Raw genomic sequence first — 16,757 nt, forward strand, 5'->3', positions numbered from 1 at the left:
GGAGGGTTGCTTTATGTATACGCTATCCCCTGCAATTTGGTCACTTGACTCCCCTAAACACTTTCGCCAAGTATCTATCTTCGTTAGCTGGTTAAGCGACTGCCTAAACCACTCACTCGCTCTGTTTTTACCTTAATACCACGCTTCAATACATTCGTATCACTGAACATCATCAGTCGTTTCTTCGCACGTGTAATACCAGTATAGATAAGCTCTCGCGTTAAAATAGGGCTGAAATCTGGCGGCAAGATCATTAAGGTCAGATCAAATTCACTACCCTGCGATTTGTGTATCGTCATCGCATAAGCCGTTTCATGATCGGGCACTCGGCTTGGCAGCACAGCTTTCACGCTGCCATCGGGCAATTCAAAATAGACCTTCAATCTAGGTGCTGTATCAGAATGACTCGAATCAGATTCAAGCATACATATACCAATATCACCATTGTATAAACCCAAACCATGATCGTTACGCGTTACCATGACAGGTCGTCCGTGATACCACAACTCATCGTTGTGTGGGTTCACCAAACGTCTGGCGGCAAGTGCCCTTTCGATTCTGTGGTTGAGGCCTTTAACGCCAAAGTCACCTTCACGAATGGAACACAGCAATCGACATTGGCTGAACAAGTCGAGCACCGATTTAGCTCGCGCTTCCTGAGTTTCTAATTCTTCTAACGGCACGTTCATTCGGTTCAGATACGCACCATACTCATTGACTAAAGTACGCAGCATCACGTTATAGCTGTCACTCGACAAAGGATGATTTTCGATATCCTCAAACCCTTTAGCAAACACTTGATCGACCTGCTTAGCAGAGCCGTTATTGATTGCTTTTGCCAACTGTCCGATACCTGAACGCGCATCGAAACGATAACTCTTCTGCAGCATACACAAGCTGTCTGCAATCGCAGGAGCGTTAACCAAACCTGCTTTGTCTTGTCTTGATTTAGCTATCGCATCAAAGCCTGTCATCTCTGCAATCAAATTGCCTTGCGCTGTGCTGTACCCTGCAGAGTTGAATGAACAGATATCACCGAGCACAGCACCTGCCTCTACCGAAGCGAGTTGATCTTTATCCCCAAGCAGAATCAGCCTTGCGTGTTCAGGAAGTGCATCGACCAGCTTATACATCATCGACAGATCGACCATCGAAGCTTCATCCACCACTAAGATATCAAGGTGAAGCGGATTGCGTCGGTTGTGCCTAAACTCAGCACGATTAGGAATCGCGCCGAGCAACCTGTGTAAAGTGCTCGATTCCGTCGGTATGTTGGCTTTTACTTCAGGCGCTAAAGGCAGTTGTTCAATCGCTTTACCAATCGACTCAGTTAAACGTGCCGCCGCTTTACCTGTTGGAGCCACCAGCTTGATCGTCGGTGTTTTACCTTGGCTGAGTGATTGTTCAACCATAGCCGACAATAACTTGGTTACTGTGGTCGTTTTACCAGTACCAGGTCCACCAGAGATCACCGCAAAGCGACGACTCAGCGCCACCGCTGCCGCCACTTTTTGCCAATTCAAACAAACAGATAACGGCACTAGACTATCCAGCACATCTAAATCGGTCACTTGTTTAGCTTGAACAATCGCTTGGTCTATCGCGCCCCAATCTAGAACTTGCTCATTCACAATATCTAGATGGTCACACACCAGTTGTTGGCGTAATACCTGAGACGTTTGTTGGTTTGCTTCAGCCTTGGCTAAGGCGTTAAACAGAAAGTGATAGCTGCGTGCGAATAATTGACTCAACGTTTCAGTCAGCGCTTTTTTCTGCTCAGTGTTGAACTCTACAGGCTTACTTAAACGGTTTAAGGTCTCAGCTAACACAACCTCATAGTTCCAGTAACGCTGTAAATACACACGTTGCCCATCGAACATTAGCGGCTTAACATAATCATTGGTCATACCAACTAAGTTAGATGATTGCAGAACTGTCGCCCAATCAATACCTAACAATTTTTGGTTCAGTTGCAGTGCCGTCTCACCATATAAACCCAGTAACTGAGCAAGATCCGCCGTTTGTTCAGGGCTTACCGTATACTGCTGTATAAGCTGAGTACAAATATGACCCTTGCCCAACTCATGGCTCACCACCCCAGCGAGAAAACCGATCTCTTGAGAGTGACTCGTCGCTTGCTGCGCAATAAAACGGGCAAATTGATAATCCAACTGACGAATCGAACCCTTTTCTGCAAGAAACTTGAGCACATCCATTAACTGCTCAGGGATAAGTGAAACTGGCTTAACAGAGTTCGCTGTTTCTATGCTGGTATTAGTGGTCGTCGTTGTCATTATAAAAGCCCCATCTGTCCAGTTTCATTGTCATTCAATTGTGCTGAACGTCTGTCTATCACTTTACCGTCAATCAATTGATCCATTTCATCGAGCAAAGCCAGTGTTGGTTTCGCTGAGAAAATACCTTGTTGAGATTGGCCGTCCATTCCTCTTAAGAACAAGTAATAAACCCCACCGAAATGTTGTTCATAACTGTAATCCGCAACGCGGCTGCGTAAGAAGCGATGCAATGCCAACGCATAGATTTGATATTGCAGATCGTAGCGGTGGTCGGCCATCGCCGATTTCAATGCTTCACCATGGTAGACGGCAACGTCATCACCTAGATGGTTCGATTTCCAGTCGAGGACATAGTATTTACCTTGGTGCTCGAACACCAAATCGATGAAGCCTTTCAACATGCCTTGCACGGTTTGGAAGCCAAGGTCACCCGCTTTTGCTGATAGCGGATCATGGTACTGAATGGTTTGATTCAATTCCGATGCGGCTAACACTTCGATCGGTAATAAGAACTCCATCTCGACTAATCGTTGCGTAGAGTCTTTCTCGCTTAGCTTTAAGTTTTTACCGTCCAATGCTGTATTAAGAACGGTATCGACCAGTAGTTGAAGCACAGGTAACCACTCTAGTTCGTATTGCTCTGACTCTAATAAGTGAGTGATTACTTGCGTGTTATGCTCGCTGGTTGCTGGCTCGGTAAATTCAACATCCTCAAACAAGGTGTGCAAGAAGGTACCTGGACGAGCGCCACGAGGGAAGGTGAATATAGAACGTTCAGGTTCTATCAACTCAGACTCGTCTTGTTCATCCGCCGAATCAATATCAAAGCCAGACACCTCAATGGTCGCATCATGGCTTGCTCCGTGGCTGCCCTGTTTGACTAGTCCTGAGTAACTGGTGATACGCCAAGCTCGGTCGATTGACGCCTTAAGTTCACTGGCCTGTAAGTCGTCACTCACTTGTTCTGCTTGTACAAAAACTTGCTCGTGAGCTGTCGGAGTTTCAGACAGTAATACGCTTGAATTCTTACCCTCAATCGCAGACAAGGCTTGATGTAACTCAGCGATGCCTTGTTCTTGTCCGTTTTGAACCAAGTAGCCCATCGCACTTAAGTGAACACCGGTCGGCTCTTTGGTTGAACGGCCTTTGCGTAGCGGTGCCATACCTATGAAACAACCGTAAACAGCACGAGTCAGCGCTACATAAATCAAGCGTAAGTCTTCCGCCAGTCGCTCTTTATCCGCTTGTGCTAAAGCACTATCACTGCCCGTAATATCAAGTACCGTGGTATCTGAATCATGGTCGTAGAACTTACCTTCACTCGCTTCACGATAGCTTGCAACGAACGGCAAAAATACCAAGTCATATTCCAAGCCTTTCGACTTATGAATGGTAACGATTTGAACCAAGTTTCTTTCTGATTCAAGGCGTTGAATGTCGTCTTCATTACCACCTAAACCATTTTGAGCATCTGATATCGCTTCAGCTAGCCAACGTAACAAGCCATAGTCGCTGTCGAGTTCTTGCCTAGCTTGTTGCAGCAATTCGCCAATATGCATCAAATCAGTGAGTGAGCGCTCACCATTTTCTTCTTCTAGTAAGCGTTCCGCGAGATGTCTTTTACTGATCACGCTGCGCAGCATGGGTAATACGCCGCGTTGTAGCCACAACTTACGGTATTCTCGAAATTCGTTAACGACGTTTTCCCACACCACTTCATCGTTGTTGAGTTCATCCAATGATGCCGCATCCAGAGCAAACAACTCCGACGCTAAACTCGCGCGCAATGCTCGGTCATTTTCAGGTGTCAGCACCGCTTGCAGTAGGCGTTGAATATCTTGCGCGACCAAGCTGGTAAAGACACTGTCTCGGTTCGACAAGTACACACTCGCTATGCCTTGCTCAGACAGCGCGTTCTTGATCAGACGACCTTCACTGCCGGTTCGAACCAAAACAGCAATATCACCCGCATTCACGGCATGTTGTTTTTTGCCGTTATCAAAATAGGCTTGTTGATTTTGAGAAGCGGTCAGAATGGTTTGAATTTGACTCGCTGTCGCCTCGGCCATGGCTTTGTGATATTCGCCTTTTGGTAATGGCTTATCTTCAGCATCTTGAAGCCAAAAGGTCAGTGCGTGCTGAGTTTCTCCGTTCATTACCCATTGGCGTTTGTCAGCCGATGGGCTAGCAGCAACGGGTAAGAATGGAATGTCTTGGTCGTAGATAAACGGGCTATCCGAATTCATAAACACTTGGTTTACCGCGCTGACCATATCAGCACTCGAACGCCAGTTAGTGCCTAACGTATAGTGAGCACTAACTTGGTTTCTTGCCTTAATGTAGGTAAAGATATCTGCGCCACGGAAGCCGTAAATAGCCTGCTTCGGATCACCGATCATAAACAGACCGCATTGCGGGTTATCTAAATAGATTCGGCTAAAAATACTGTATTGCAGCGGATCGGTATCTTGGAATTCATCGATCATCGCCACTGGGTATAAGGTTCGAATTCTCTCCACTAGCAATGATTGCTCATCCACATCAATGGACGCGGATAACTGAGTCAACAAATCATCAAACGATAACCACTGCTTTTGCTGTTTAGCTTTGGCTAACATGGTTCGGCAATGGGTAATGGCATGCGCCAGCAATGGAGCTTTTAGATCTGCTGGAGAATTTAAGAAGTCCTCAATCGCTTCGAAAACGGCGTGCTGAGGTGCAGTGCCTTTCGGTGTTTTTTCAATTAACGTGGCTTGTGAGAACTTCTCTAGTTTATCTGGAAACTGGTAATCATGAGTGTCGCTCTGCGCCCATGCCGTGACCGCTTCTAACCAAGTCGGTAAAGACTTCTTGGTGTAGCTACGCTTGTTCACATCTGAACCTGAAATCAAAGCCAAAAAGTCCGCTTCGGATTCGCACCACAACGCCTTAAGTTGCTTCACTTTATCTAGGTTTTGATTGTGCAGAGTTTGCAGGTCGCCCGACATTGCTTCGACGGTTAGCTTTAGTGGAGAACCCGTCAGATAACGATTTACGTCAGCCAATAGAGAAGCGGGAGAACCCCAGATATTACGAACCTCACCTGCTAATTGAATTGGCAATGGGTAGAACTGTTTACGCCAATAGTCGGCAACCACTTGTGCTTTTAGGTGGCTTTCATCGGTCACAAATTCATTATCAAAGCGGCTTCCAGACTCGAAGGCATTTTGAGTCAACATTCGCTGACAGAAACCGTGAATGGTGTAGACCGCTGCTTCATCCATTTGTCTTTCAGCGTTAAGCAGAGTTTTAGCTGCGCCAGCATGATCATCGATGGCTTGTAACAAAGGAGCAATCACTGGGTCGTCACTTTGCCCACGTGCAAACGCAATCCGTGCATCATGGATTCGAGCACGGATACGATCTCGCAGCTCAGCGGTAGCCGCTTCGGTAAAGGTCACCACTAGAATTTGGTCTACAGTTAGTGGCTCATGGTGTCGTGTGGCTTCCGTCAGATCACCTTGCGGCGCAGCAGTGCCGTGCCCCAGCAGTAAGCGCAAATACAAGCCAGCAATAGTAAATGTTTTACCCGTACCCGCCGATGCTTCAATTAAACGCGCGCCATGAAGTGGAAACGTCATGGTATCGAGTGTTTTTGGAGCGATTACCTGAACACTGCTTGTGGTCGTCATGCCTTACTGCCTTTTGATAGATGAGTCTGTTAAAAATGTGACTATTGCTATAAATGTGACCTAGCGTGGAAAACGTCATTCAATTTACGTCCTACGCTGATTTGTTAATAGTTAGTGCGATCTCTCTCACGGATCAATTCAGATCGCCTCGCTACTATGCGCCCACGAGTTCAGGAGCGCCTATGAGTTTTGTACTTTACGGCGTTACTTTGAACCACAGAATAATGGTCCCTCTGACCTGTGGCCGTACAGCGAACGCCCTACACTAATAATGATTTACTGGCGGCCACTTTATTTCCTGTACCTTGCTTCAATTCACCTTGATTCCCTTCATCTTGAAAGCAAGCGTACCAAACTCTTACCAGCGACTCTCTTTTGTCTTTCATTAATTCAGCGCACTCGCTATTGATCTTGTCGATCACAGCCACCTACTCCTGATCTTCCAGATCGGCTGCAGCCAACCTTGCCGCCTGCAACACAAGTGTCGAGTACATACGTGATTGAGCAGCCAGTTCATCATCCCACTTAGGCCAAATTCGTGAGATGTAGGTATCTCTGCCCTCGCCCGTAAAGGCGAAGCTGTCGTTAAAGGTATCGGCCATTTTCTTGAGTGACTTTTCTTCATCATCGACCCATTTACCGCGGCTAAAGCCCGCTTCAACACCTGCTAATGCGGTTTTCGGGAAGTAAGGCAGTGGCGCTGTCATACCTTGATAAAACAGTCGTACTAACTCAGCTAATATACTCTTCGCTTGCTGCGCATCGCCGATAGGTTGTAGCGTTTGATGAACCACGCCCTCTTTTCTGTCGTAGCCAATAATATGGGTCGTTTTTCCGTGCCCCATAACAGCGCAGGATAGATGATCAATCCACGCAGCCAAGTAATCTTGAGAGCGTATTTTGCCGCTACGGAAACGCACTAGACCTGATTGATAGTTTTGAGTTAACCACCCCATCAAGCGAACAGGCTTACCTTCGCCTAACACGTCAAACTCGATATTCACTTCGAGATCTTGCTGCGGTGATCCGCTCACAAATCTAATCTCTTTGGCTAAGTCTTCCGCTTGAACACGATTGGTTTCAAATTCGATGTCACCAAAGGCGCCAACAGGTAATCGACCTTGTGCTTTTTGCTCAGAGACAAACTGTCGCACCGCTTCCTCTGCACCTTCTGGGTGGTCCAGCAACACTTGCAGCAACGCATCTTTAAGCTGGAAGCTCTCTAGTCCATTGAGTACGAATGGCTCATCGTCTTCCATTACAGGAAGTGGCGGTTCAAACACGACTTTGAGACGGCGATTAAAGAAGTATTGCACCGGTAAGCGCCAGAAACGCTGCAACTCAACCAAGTCGAGTTCTAACGGATACGTTGCACCCAACAAATAGTCGTCCAATGCTCGGTTGAACTCACCACTGCGTTCACCGGAACGGTTAGCCGCAGGAAGCCACTCTTTGGCGTAACTCAGCACATGGCTTGAATCACCTTTAGTAAAGGCTGCCGGGCTAAATGGCGTCATGGTGTGTTCAAAACTGATCGCTTGAGTCAGCTTGATACCAGAATCATCACTTGGTAGCGCTTGGTCTTCACTCAAACAGTAGTTTTGCTGGCAGTACTCAATCAACTCTGAAACCAATACTGACGGCACTCGCTCAGTATTATCTTGAATCGAACGGCCGACATAGCTTATGTATAAACACTCTTGTGCTGACAGCATTGCTTCTAAGAATAGATAACGGTCATCATCACGACGAGAACGATCACCCGGACGAGTGCGTCCGTTCATCAAATCGAAACCTTCAGGCGGCATTGAGCGAGGGTAAACACCATCATTCATACCTAACAAACAGACGGTTTTGAACGGAATAGAACGCATCGGCATCAGGGTACAAAAGTTAACTTGCCCCGCTAAGAAACGCTGACTGATACGCGCACCCGACAGTTTATTATTCAAATACTGATAGATAATGCTTGGCGATAGCTTTTGTTCGTACAAGGCATCATCAAGCTGTTCATTCAGTTGCGAAAGCGCGTCGCGAATCGACTTAAGCACCACCTCACCTTCCAGCTCAACCGCAAAGAAATCATCAATTATTTGCAGCAAGGTTTCACGCCACATATCGATTGATTGTGTTTCAGTCAGACGCTGGCGGTAATGGGCAATACGATCGATAAAGTGCGCTAATTTACCCGCAAGTTCGGCGTTAATACCCTGAACTTCGTTATAAGCGGCAATTGGAAAGTGTTCAGTTTCAAACAAGCCCGCAGAGTCCGACATCGCATAACCCAATAACATGCGCTGAATACCAAATAGCCAGGTATTTTGCTCGGTTGCAGGTAGATCAAATTCCGTTGCGGTAGAAGAGTCGACACCCCAACGGATGCCCGCTTCTTCAACCCACTGCTTGGCTTGCTCGAATTGAAACTCATCAATACCAAAGCGCGCCATCATTGCAGGGATTTCTAACAACTCTAATAACTCAGACGCTAAACAACGCGTATTCGGTAGCGCGACCAGCTGCATGAAGGCGGTTAAAATTGGGCTTTCTTGATCAGCGGTTCTATCTGAGATCGAGTAAGGGATATAGCGCTCACCCGGGGCATTACCAAATACTGCCTGAATCGCTGGGCTATAAGCATTAATGTCAGATACCATTACGATGATATCGCGCGGTTTCAGTGTCGGGTCAGCATCAAACATTGCCAACAGCTGATCATGAAGGACTTCAACCTCGCGCATAGGGCTGTGACACGCGTGCACGGTCAGAGAGCGATCGCCCAGTTCAACCACCTGTTTATGGTGGCTGGAATCTAAGATGTGGTCGTCTTGATGTTCTTCTAACTGGAGAATATCGGCTTGCAGTTGATGAAGGAGGCTGTCTCTCTCAACATCAATGAAAAACTCGTGCTCTTCACTGTCTGACTGAGATAACAAGAACAGGTTATCTCTGCCTAATTTACCCATAGACGCCAGCAAGCTATTACCGACAGCTTGGCTGGTGTGTAGTTCGTCTTCAACGTTGGCTTCAATGCCATCTTTCAATGGTGAGGCTTCGCCTTCAAGCTGAGGTAAACCATCAATCAAAGCAAACTGTTTACGACGCTGCGCTTCAACTCTTGCCAAATATTTACGATCGCGAATTTCGCCCCAGTAATGTTGGCAAGGGTTAGTAAACATCAAGTGCACATCAATCTGCTCACCAAGTGCTTTCAATGCATCCATGTAGCGAGGAGGCAGCGAAGAAATACCAAACACAAATAAGCGCTTAGGTAGATGCTGCAGTTGGCCTTGTTGCTTGGCTAGCGCTTCAATGAAGTCGTGATACAAGTTGCCACGGTGGTATTTTGATTGGCCTTGAGACAGGGTTTGCTCATAGAGTGCTTGCCACAAAATCGGTTGCCAAGGGTGCTCTTGTTGTCCCCCATCATCGATAAGTTCTGCAACGGGCTCTCCCGCTTCCCACATCGCCATCCATTCAGGTCTATACACCAAGTAGCCATCGAATATATCGGCAATTTTCTCCGCCAATTGGTACAACTTCGAATCATCTTCGTCGTTTTCAAGATAGCGCTGTAAAGGAAGAAAATCAGGGTGATCAAGCTTAGCGGGTAGCAAACTCATCAGCTTCCACGTCATCGCTTCTTTGTTAAAAGCACTGCGTTTAGGAACATCAGGAAGCACTTGGGTAAACATATCCCAAATGAAGGTTGCTGGAAGTGGGAAATCGATATTTGCTGCTACGCCAAACTCTTTGGCGAGTTCCATCTTAAGCCATTGAGACATACCTGGGCTCTGAACCAAGATCTGCTCTTTTTCGAAGGGATTGGCTAAAGAATCACTTTTAATTAAGTGAACGAGAAGGATTTTTAAAGTATCAACTTTATTGGAATGGTAAACAGTAAACAAAGTGCACTCACGCTAATCTTGCCACAATATACTGCCAGATTAGCATAAGTGCCGAGTTTGGATGAGGAATATAAGCTTATGAAATACTGAAAACTTAAGCTCCGTTTATCTTTTGAACTATTGCCCTTTACAACCTACCTGCTACCGCACTTAAAACACGATGAGGTTTGTAGTTAATACAATAGCGAACGGCGACATAACCGACGACTAAAGTTGCCACGATCAGTTCAAGATACGCTAGGCCGAACACTTGGTTGATGTAATGCGCTTCAATACCTTGAGTTTGCATCCACGCTGCCAATTTAAACAGTGCCGTTGCACCAATCACAATAGGGAAGGTAAATGCGGCATAGCCTGGGCTAAACGGTAGACGAAGTAGTTTGAAGAACGCTGCGTAAATGATGAACGTCATTAGCACTGCAATACCAAACAACATACCAATGATAACTGGCGATGGATCTGCTGAAACCGTTAGGTATCCTGCTAGAGATAGGCTTGCAGGTGCAGCCATAATCGCAATGGTTGGTTTCGCTGCGTCAGGCACTTCGTGAGAGAAGATCAGACGGTAAACCATTATTGGTAGCATTACTGCGTAAACCAATAAGCCGAATACCAAGGTCGCGTTCGCTACAGGCTCTAAAACAGGATTACCAGAGAAAGAAACGTCTGCCACGATAATACCAATTGGTGGCACAAACCAGCTTGGTACCATATGGTGAATCTCAAACTGTTTTGCTCTGTGGTACAAAAAGCTCACTAGAAACACGACGTGCAAAGCTACAGATGCCAGCCACATCGCTTCTTGTAAGAATTGAGAGATTGGCGCCAAAGACGCTGACACTACCATGCATCCCATCGCAAATGTTGGTACCACACTGCCGACAACAGGGTGAGCAAGATCTTCACGCAATAGGTGACCATGAATCAAAAATTTCACAGCTAAAACAAGAAGCAATACCGCCGCAATACCTGCACTGATCCACTGCACTAAGCCTGGAGTGTGCAAAATACCTTGTGCGACTAAAACGCCATCCCAGCACCAGCCTAAACTTGCGATTGCTAGTGCTAACCCTGCCATGGGTGTTGGAGCTCCTGTTAATCTATATTTAATGCGTTGAATCATGTCAGCCTCTCTTAAACTTAATTCACTAAACTTGTGAACTCATCAGCTTGTTGAAGCCATAATACGCTTGCGATTCGTTAAACAATATCCAATTATATATAACAAGTGTTCATTTATACTGAACAAGAATTTCCACTAGCAGCGTAAAACTAGGAATCTGATGGCTAATATTTCAATAAAACAGCTCAAAGTGTTTGTCACCATTACCCAGCATTCGACGCTTACCGCCGCATCAGAAGCGCTGTTTTTGTCTAAAGCTGCGGTCAGCATGGCACTAGGCGAAATGGAGAAACAACTCGGCCACTCTCTATTTGACCGGGTCAACAACCGATTGATTCTCAACCAAGAAGGACATAAGTTGCTCCCATTGGCGGATGAGATATTACATCGTGCTGCTGGTATTGATGTTTTGTTCCGTGATGACCAGCCATTAAGTGGCAATCTCAAGGTTGGCGCGAGTGACACGATTGGTAATCAGGTCGCCCCCTTTATTCTGTCAGGCTTTCGCGAACGAACTCAGCATCAAGACCAGAGCTTGTTCATTTCAAACAGTGCGCTGATCTGCCAAAAGTTGGTGGATTATGAACTGGATATCGCGCTAATTGAAGGAAAAACACTCCACCCTGAGTTGATATCAAGCCAGTTCAGTAACGATGAGATGTGTATTATTGTTAGTAATCAACATCCTCTCGTTTCAAAAGAAAAAGTGACTTTAAGCGATTTGGAAGATAGTCACTGGATTCTACGAGAATCAGGCTCAGGGACCCGCGAGTTTTTCCTTCGTGCCGTCGCGCCTCGCATCGAACATTGGTATGAATCCTTTGAACTCAACACTACTGAAGCGATCATCAATTCGGTTTCGGCCAATCTTGGGTTCGCGTGTTTATCACGACTGGCGGCGCAACGCGCGATTGACTCAGGCCGAGTGAAAGCGCTTGATGTGCCACTCGACATGAAACGACGTTTCTGGATGCTGGTACACAAAGACAAATACCAGAGCCCACTGCTGAAATCTTTCATGAGTTATTGTGAAGACTGGACTACACATCAAGATTGAGGCCGCATTGTTAGGGCTCCAACTGGACTTTTAACATCAAAAACTGTATAAAAAGCCAGTAAATTTTATCAAACTTAGAGGATTAACCATGGCTGTTATCGTCAAGTACGTGGTCGAACGCAACGGAGAAGAGAAAATGACTTTTACCTCTAAAGCCGAAGCTGACGCATACGACAAAATGCTGGATATGGCTGATGAGCTTTTTGAACTGTTAGGCAAAAGCGATTTAGTTGAAGATGAAGGCAAGCAAGAAGAACTTGCAATGTACCTAGCGAAGAACAAAGAAGAAGTTCTTTACGCATTAGGTGCTAAGCGTAAACCAGCTCCGAAAAAAGCTAAGAAGCTTGAAGCTGTTGAAGACGCAGAAGAAGATGCAGCATAACTAGCTGATCGCTTTCTAAAAAACGTCAATGAGGCCTCGAATTAGAGTTCGTTATTGGCGTTTTTTGATTTGAGAAACTCGCAATACTGCACGACCAAAACTCTACACCTATCACTAAAACCAAACAGCCAGTCTTCCGTTGGCTGTTTTTCATTCACACTTGCTCTACTATCTATTTCTAATAATTATTTGTATCTAAGATTAAATACACCAACCATTGGTATTTAACTGCATATTTTCAAAGGAATAATATGAAAGAGCTCATCATTCATACCATTACCGTGTTCATGGGCTTTTTCGCCATTATGAACCCTATCGCTAATACGCCAATCTTTCTTGGACTAACCAGTGACAATGACAGGGAAACGGTCAAATCCATCGCCTTCCGTTCAGTGTTTATCGCATTCGTCATCGTCACTACTTTTGCGCTCTCTGGCAAACTGATCTTTGACCTGTTTGGTATCACACTGTACGCACTGCGCATCACGGGCGGCATTCTGGTCTTTTTGATTGGCTTTCACATGCTACAAGGCGACTCAACACACGCCAAAGCAAAAGAGAAGGTCAATTCAGACGCGCAGCAAGATGCAGCATTGAGTATCGCAGTATCACCTTTAGCCATGCCAATACTGGCAGGCCCCGGCACCATAGCCACCGCGATGAACTTTGCCAGCACAGAAGGAATTTACGAGACCATAATCACCATCGTCGCGTTTGGTCTACTGTGTACCTTAACCTACATATTATTTGTATTCGGCGAACGCTTCGTGAAAGCCGTAGGGCCAAGCGCATTGAACGTGATTACTCGAATGATGGGGTTAATACTCGCAGTTATCGGTATACAAATGTTGATTGAAGGGATTGAACAGGCTTATAAGGCGCTGTTTATCTAGCGTTTGATTTCACTAAATTTTATAAAAAAATAGCCAGCGATTCGCTGGCTATTTCTTTATTGCTTAATTGAAAATCAGTTCGCAGGGCAACCTTTCACGTCTACGCCATTGCTCATATAGATTAGGTCGCCATCCGCGGGGGCGTAATTTGCAGCGGTTACATTCGGATTCTTGACAAAAAACTCTCGCAGTACGGAGGCGTCTGTCATTTGAGTCGATTCAACATCAATTACAGGATAATCATCACCACCAGCCGCGCTGAAACTGATCACAGAGAAGGTGTAAGTATCTGCCAAGTCAAAACCTTTGCCATTGATATCTCGAATGGTTACATCACCCAAGTCACAGTCAACGGTTAAACTAATGTTGTCGAGTTGAGCGTAAGCGCCTGAACCCGCAGTCATCGTCGCAACCACATCTAAATACGCTTTCACCTCAGCCCCTGTCATCGTTGCTTTGGTCACGAAGTTTCCGAAAGGTTGCACCGTCAACACATCGCGATACGTCACCTCTCCCTTTGCAATTGAATCACGTACACCACCGGAATTCATCACACCAAAGTCAGCATTCACTAAGTCATAAGTGCGGTATGCTTCCCCTAACAAGTGCCCAAGATTAGTTTGCTCAGTTCGAACCACATTACGATCACCTTCAAGCTTCGCATCTGTGTTCGAGATAACCTCATCAAGCAACTCTTGTCCTTGCTGTTGATATGCAGAAAGCGTCGCAATCACAGTTGAATCAGGTTCAATTTCAGCTTGGATAAACTGATAATCACCATTTTCATCCTTCTCTTTTAAGTTCACCGGAACCAGATCGTATTTCGCTAAATGTAATTTACCGTCATAGAATTCAAAGTCAGCTCGACCTACATACTTACCCCACTCATGAGCTTGCATGATGTAGGTACCATTTTGCTGATCCGGTTTACAATCATCGCCAGGGTTGAAATCAGCATATTCATTGCTTTCCATACAAACTGGATTTTGAGAGTGCCCTCCGATAATGGCATCCAACTGACCTTCTTCTAGAGATCGAGCAAGCAACACATCGCCAGGCGCTTCGCTGCCGTGTTGACCATCTGCGTAGTGCCCCATATGAGTGGTAGCAAAAATCAGATCAACCGTTTCATTTTCCTCGATTTCTTGTATGGCTTTTTTGATTTCGACTTGTGGATCGGCAAAGTGGATCGTCGCGACATTATCAGGGTTAACAAGTTTTGCTGTATCTTTGGTCGTTAAGCCAATAACTGCAATTTTTAACCCATTAATGGTGAATACTTTATATGGAGAGAAAAGGCGTTCATCAGTAACTGTGTCTCCATCTTTTATATAAATATTCGCCGCTAGCATAGGGAAGTCAGCCAGCTCAGCCTGCATGTCTAGTACATCTAAGCTGTTGTCGAATTCATGGTTGCCTAATGCCATCGCATCGTAACCAAGAAGGTTCATACCAACAAAATCAGGGACGGCATCCTGCATATCAGACTCAGGCACACCGGTATTAATATCACCGCCAGACAATAGGATCGTTTCACCACCATTTTGAGTAACTTCTTCACGAATACTATCAATCAGCGTCTTACGAGCCGCCATCCCATACTCACCCTTACTATTCTCCCAAAAACGACCATGGTTATCGTTAGTATGCAAAACCGTAAATTTGGTACAAGAATCCGCGGTATCACATGTCACCGTGATATCGTCACTATCCGAGCCACAACCAACCATCGCCATGCCGATAGAGAGCACCAGTAAAGACTTAGTAAAATTCATAGAAGATCCTTTATTCATCGTTTTAATGTCGTTATTGCAGGCAATATACTAATATTTTTTTAAGTTTTAGTGATTTTCATCTTAGTTAGTTGGTTGAAAGTTTGAGTATTTACTCAGATTGTAAGCACAAACGATAAATCAACAGAACTCGATTAATTTTCATAATAAACATATATTTATGAAGGAAGTGTGACTAATCCTATTGATACTGATAACAAAGAGATCACTTAACATAAGTATCAGATATGGAATAGAGGTTGTTACGTGCAACTAAAGTGAGTGCGACTCGTTAAGCTATTAGGTTAGTATCCGGATAATAAAAACTATCGCTAAAAAGACAAGCAGTATCATTTTACAGACTTTATCCCAATGCGGCCTTTCATAACGAGGGCGCTCTCTTTATGATGAACGCAATTAAATTAACTTTGCTAACGGCAGCGCTTGTTATTCGAACCGCTGTTATTGAATAGCAAAATCAAGACTCAACACATGGAGATTCAACATGGCTTACTTTTCACTAGCCTTCGGTACGGCAACCAAAAATCGCGACAATAAAATCATTGAAGCGTTCTTCCCTAACCCACTTCTAAACCCAAGCGATGCTCTTGTAGCAGCTGTTGGTGAGGTTGCAGGTTACACTGAAGGCAACCAAGCTATCGAAATCTCTGCTGCACAAAGCGCAGAACTAGCGAAAGCATTCGCAGCAAACGACGATGCAGCAAACGCATCTTTTGCAGAAAAAGCAGCAGCATCTGAGCAACCACTTGTTCTTGTTGTTCTTGCGGCTGACGAGAAGCCAGCATCAGTTGCTGAAGGCTTCCTTAAGCTACAACTTATCTCTAACCGCCTAGTACAACCACACGGTACAGTACTGGACGGCATCTTCGGTCTACTGCACAACATCGCATGGACTAACGAAGGCCCTATCGATCTTCCAGAGCTTGCTGAGCGTCAAATCGAAGCTCGCCTTGCTGGTCGCGCTCTGTCTGTAGATTGCGTAGACAAGTTCCCTAAAATGGTGGATTACGTGGTACCAACAGGTATTCGTATTGCTGACACTTCTCGTGTTCGTCTTGGCGCACATGTGGGTGAAGGTACAACGGTTATGCACGAAGGTTTCATCAACTTCAATGCGGGTACAACTGGCGTAAGCATGGTTGAAGGTCGTATCTCTGCAGGTGTTGTTGTGGGTAACGGTTCAGACATCGGCGGTGGCGCTTCTATCATGGGTACGCTATCTGGTGGCGGTACTATGGTTATCTCTATCGGCGAAAACTGCCTACTAGGCGCAAACGCGGGTCTTGGCTTCCCAATGGGTGACCGTTGTACGGTTGAGTCTGGTCTTTACGTAACTGCGGGTACTAAGGTTCGTATGCTAGATAAAGAAGGCAACGAAGTAGAAATCATTAAAGCTCGCGACCTAGCTGGTGTTTCTGATCTTCTGTTCCGTCGTAACTCGATCACCGGTCAAATCGAATGTCTAGCGAACAAGTCTGCTGTTGAACTGAACAGCGAGCTACACAGCAACAACTAATCTAAATGCTAGATGCATTTTGTTATAAATCAGAAAGCCGCTGGGGTTAAATCCAGCGGCTTTTCTTTTATCAAAATGTCCGCTAAAAGCGCAGTAAACAATAAAAAGCGCAGATCTTTC

10 protein-coding genes are annotated in these 16,757 nt (G+C 45.5%); 4 read left to right on the forward strand and 6 right to left on the reverse strand.

Features of this window, described 5'->3' with window-relative positions; translation table 11 throughout:
- Positions 1-83 precede the first annotated feature (83 nt).
- The 5 genes from recD to ACED48_RS03830 form a co-directional block, all read right to left on the reverse strand.
- Positions 84-2,294 (reverse strand): exodeoxyribonuclease V subunit alpha, encoded by a 2,211-nt coding sequence (gene recD, locus ACED48_RS03810; RefSeq protein ID WP_017056754.1) that lies wholly within the window; start codon positions 2,292-2,294, stop codon positions 84-86.
- Positions 2,294-5,968 carry an exodeoxyribonuclease V subunit beta gene (gene recB / locus ACED48_RS03815; protein WP_017056753.1) on the reverse strand — a complete coding sequence of 1,225 codons (3,675 nt, stop codon included), beginning with the start codon at positions 5,966-5,968 and terminating at the stop codon, positions 2,294-2,296. The genes recD and recB overlap by 1 nt, the downstream gene beginning before the upstream one ends.
- Before the next feature lie 260 nt (positions 5,969-6,228).
- Positions 6,229-6,390 (reverse strand): hypothetical protein, encoded by a 162-nt coding sequence (locus tag ACED48_RS03820; protein WP_170960514.1) that lies wholly within the window; start codon positions 6,388-6,390, stop codon positions 6,229-6,231.
- 6 nt (positions 6,391-6,396) lie between these two features.
- Complete coding sequence (recC, locus tag ACED48_RS03825; protein WP_029627035.1) at positions 6,397-9,873, reverse strand: exodeoxyribonuclease V subunit gamma; 3,477 nt, start codon at positions 9,871-9,873, stop codon at positions 6,397-6,399.
- A gap of 127 nt (positions 9,874-10,000) precedes the next feature.
- On the reverse strand, positions 10,001-10,951 hold the full coding sequence (locus tag ACED48_RS03830; RefSeq protein ID WP_017056750.1) for a TDT family transporter: 951 nt from the start codon (positions 10,949-10,951) through the stop codon (positions 10,001-10,003).
- A gap of 205 nt (positions 10,952-11,156) precedes the next feature.
- Between ACED48_RS03830 and ACED48_RS03835 the strand changes: the two genes are divergently transcribed.
- The 3 genes from ACED48_RS03835 to ACED48_RS03845 all read left to right on the forward strand — a co-directional run bounded on the left by ACED48_RS03835 (position 11,157) and on the right by ACED48_RS03845 (position 13,328).
- Positions 11,157-12,053 carry a LysR family transcriptional regulator gene (locus ACED48_RS03835; RefSeq protein WP_017056749.1) on the forward strand — a complete coding sequence of 299 codons (897 nt, stop codon included), beginning with the start codon at positions 11,157-11,159 and terminating at the stop codon, positions 12,051-12,053.
- Positions 12,054-12,141: 88 nt separating this feature from the next.
- Positions 12,142-12,435, forward strand: a complete 294-nt coding sequence (locus ACED48_RS03840; protein ID WP_008223840.1) for a YebG family protein — start codon at positions 12,142-12,144, stop codon at positions 12,433-12,435.
- 251 nt (positions 12,436-12,686) lie between these two features.
- Entirely contained in the window at positions 12,687-13,328 is a 642-nt protein-coding gene (locus tag ACED48_RS03845) for a MarC family protein (protein ID WP_017056748.1), read from the forward strand.
- A gap of 74 nt (positions 13,329-13,402) precedes the next feature.
- On the opposite strand, the gene ushA is transcribed toward ACED48_RS03845, so the two are convergent.
- Positions 13,403-15,103, reverse strand: coding sequence for a bifunctional UDP-sugar hydrolase/5'-nucleotidase UshA (gene ushA / locus ACED48_RS03850; RefSeq protein WP_017056747.1), 1,701 nt, complete (start codon positions 15,101-15,103; stop codon positions 13,403-13,405).
- Between the two features lie 502 nt (positions 15,104-15,605).
- Between ushA and dapD the strand changes: the two genes are divergently transcribed.
- Positions 15,606-16,637 carry a 2,3,4,5-tetrahydropyridine-2,6-dicarboxylate N-succinyltransferase gene (dapD, locus tag ACED48_RS03855; RefSeq protein ID WP_017056746.1) on the forward strand — a complete coding sequence of 344 codons (1,032 nt, stop codon included), beginning with the start codon at positions 15,606-15,608 and terminating at the stop codon, positions 16,635-16,637.
- Positions 16,638-16,757: the final 120 nt, after the last annotated feature.

It is taken from the genome of Vibrio sp. 5S239, assembly GCF_041439575.1.
Lineage (GTDB): Bacteria > Pseudomonadota > Gammaproteobacteria > Enterobacterales > Vibrionaceae > Vibrio > Vibrio kanaloae.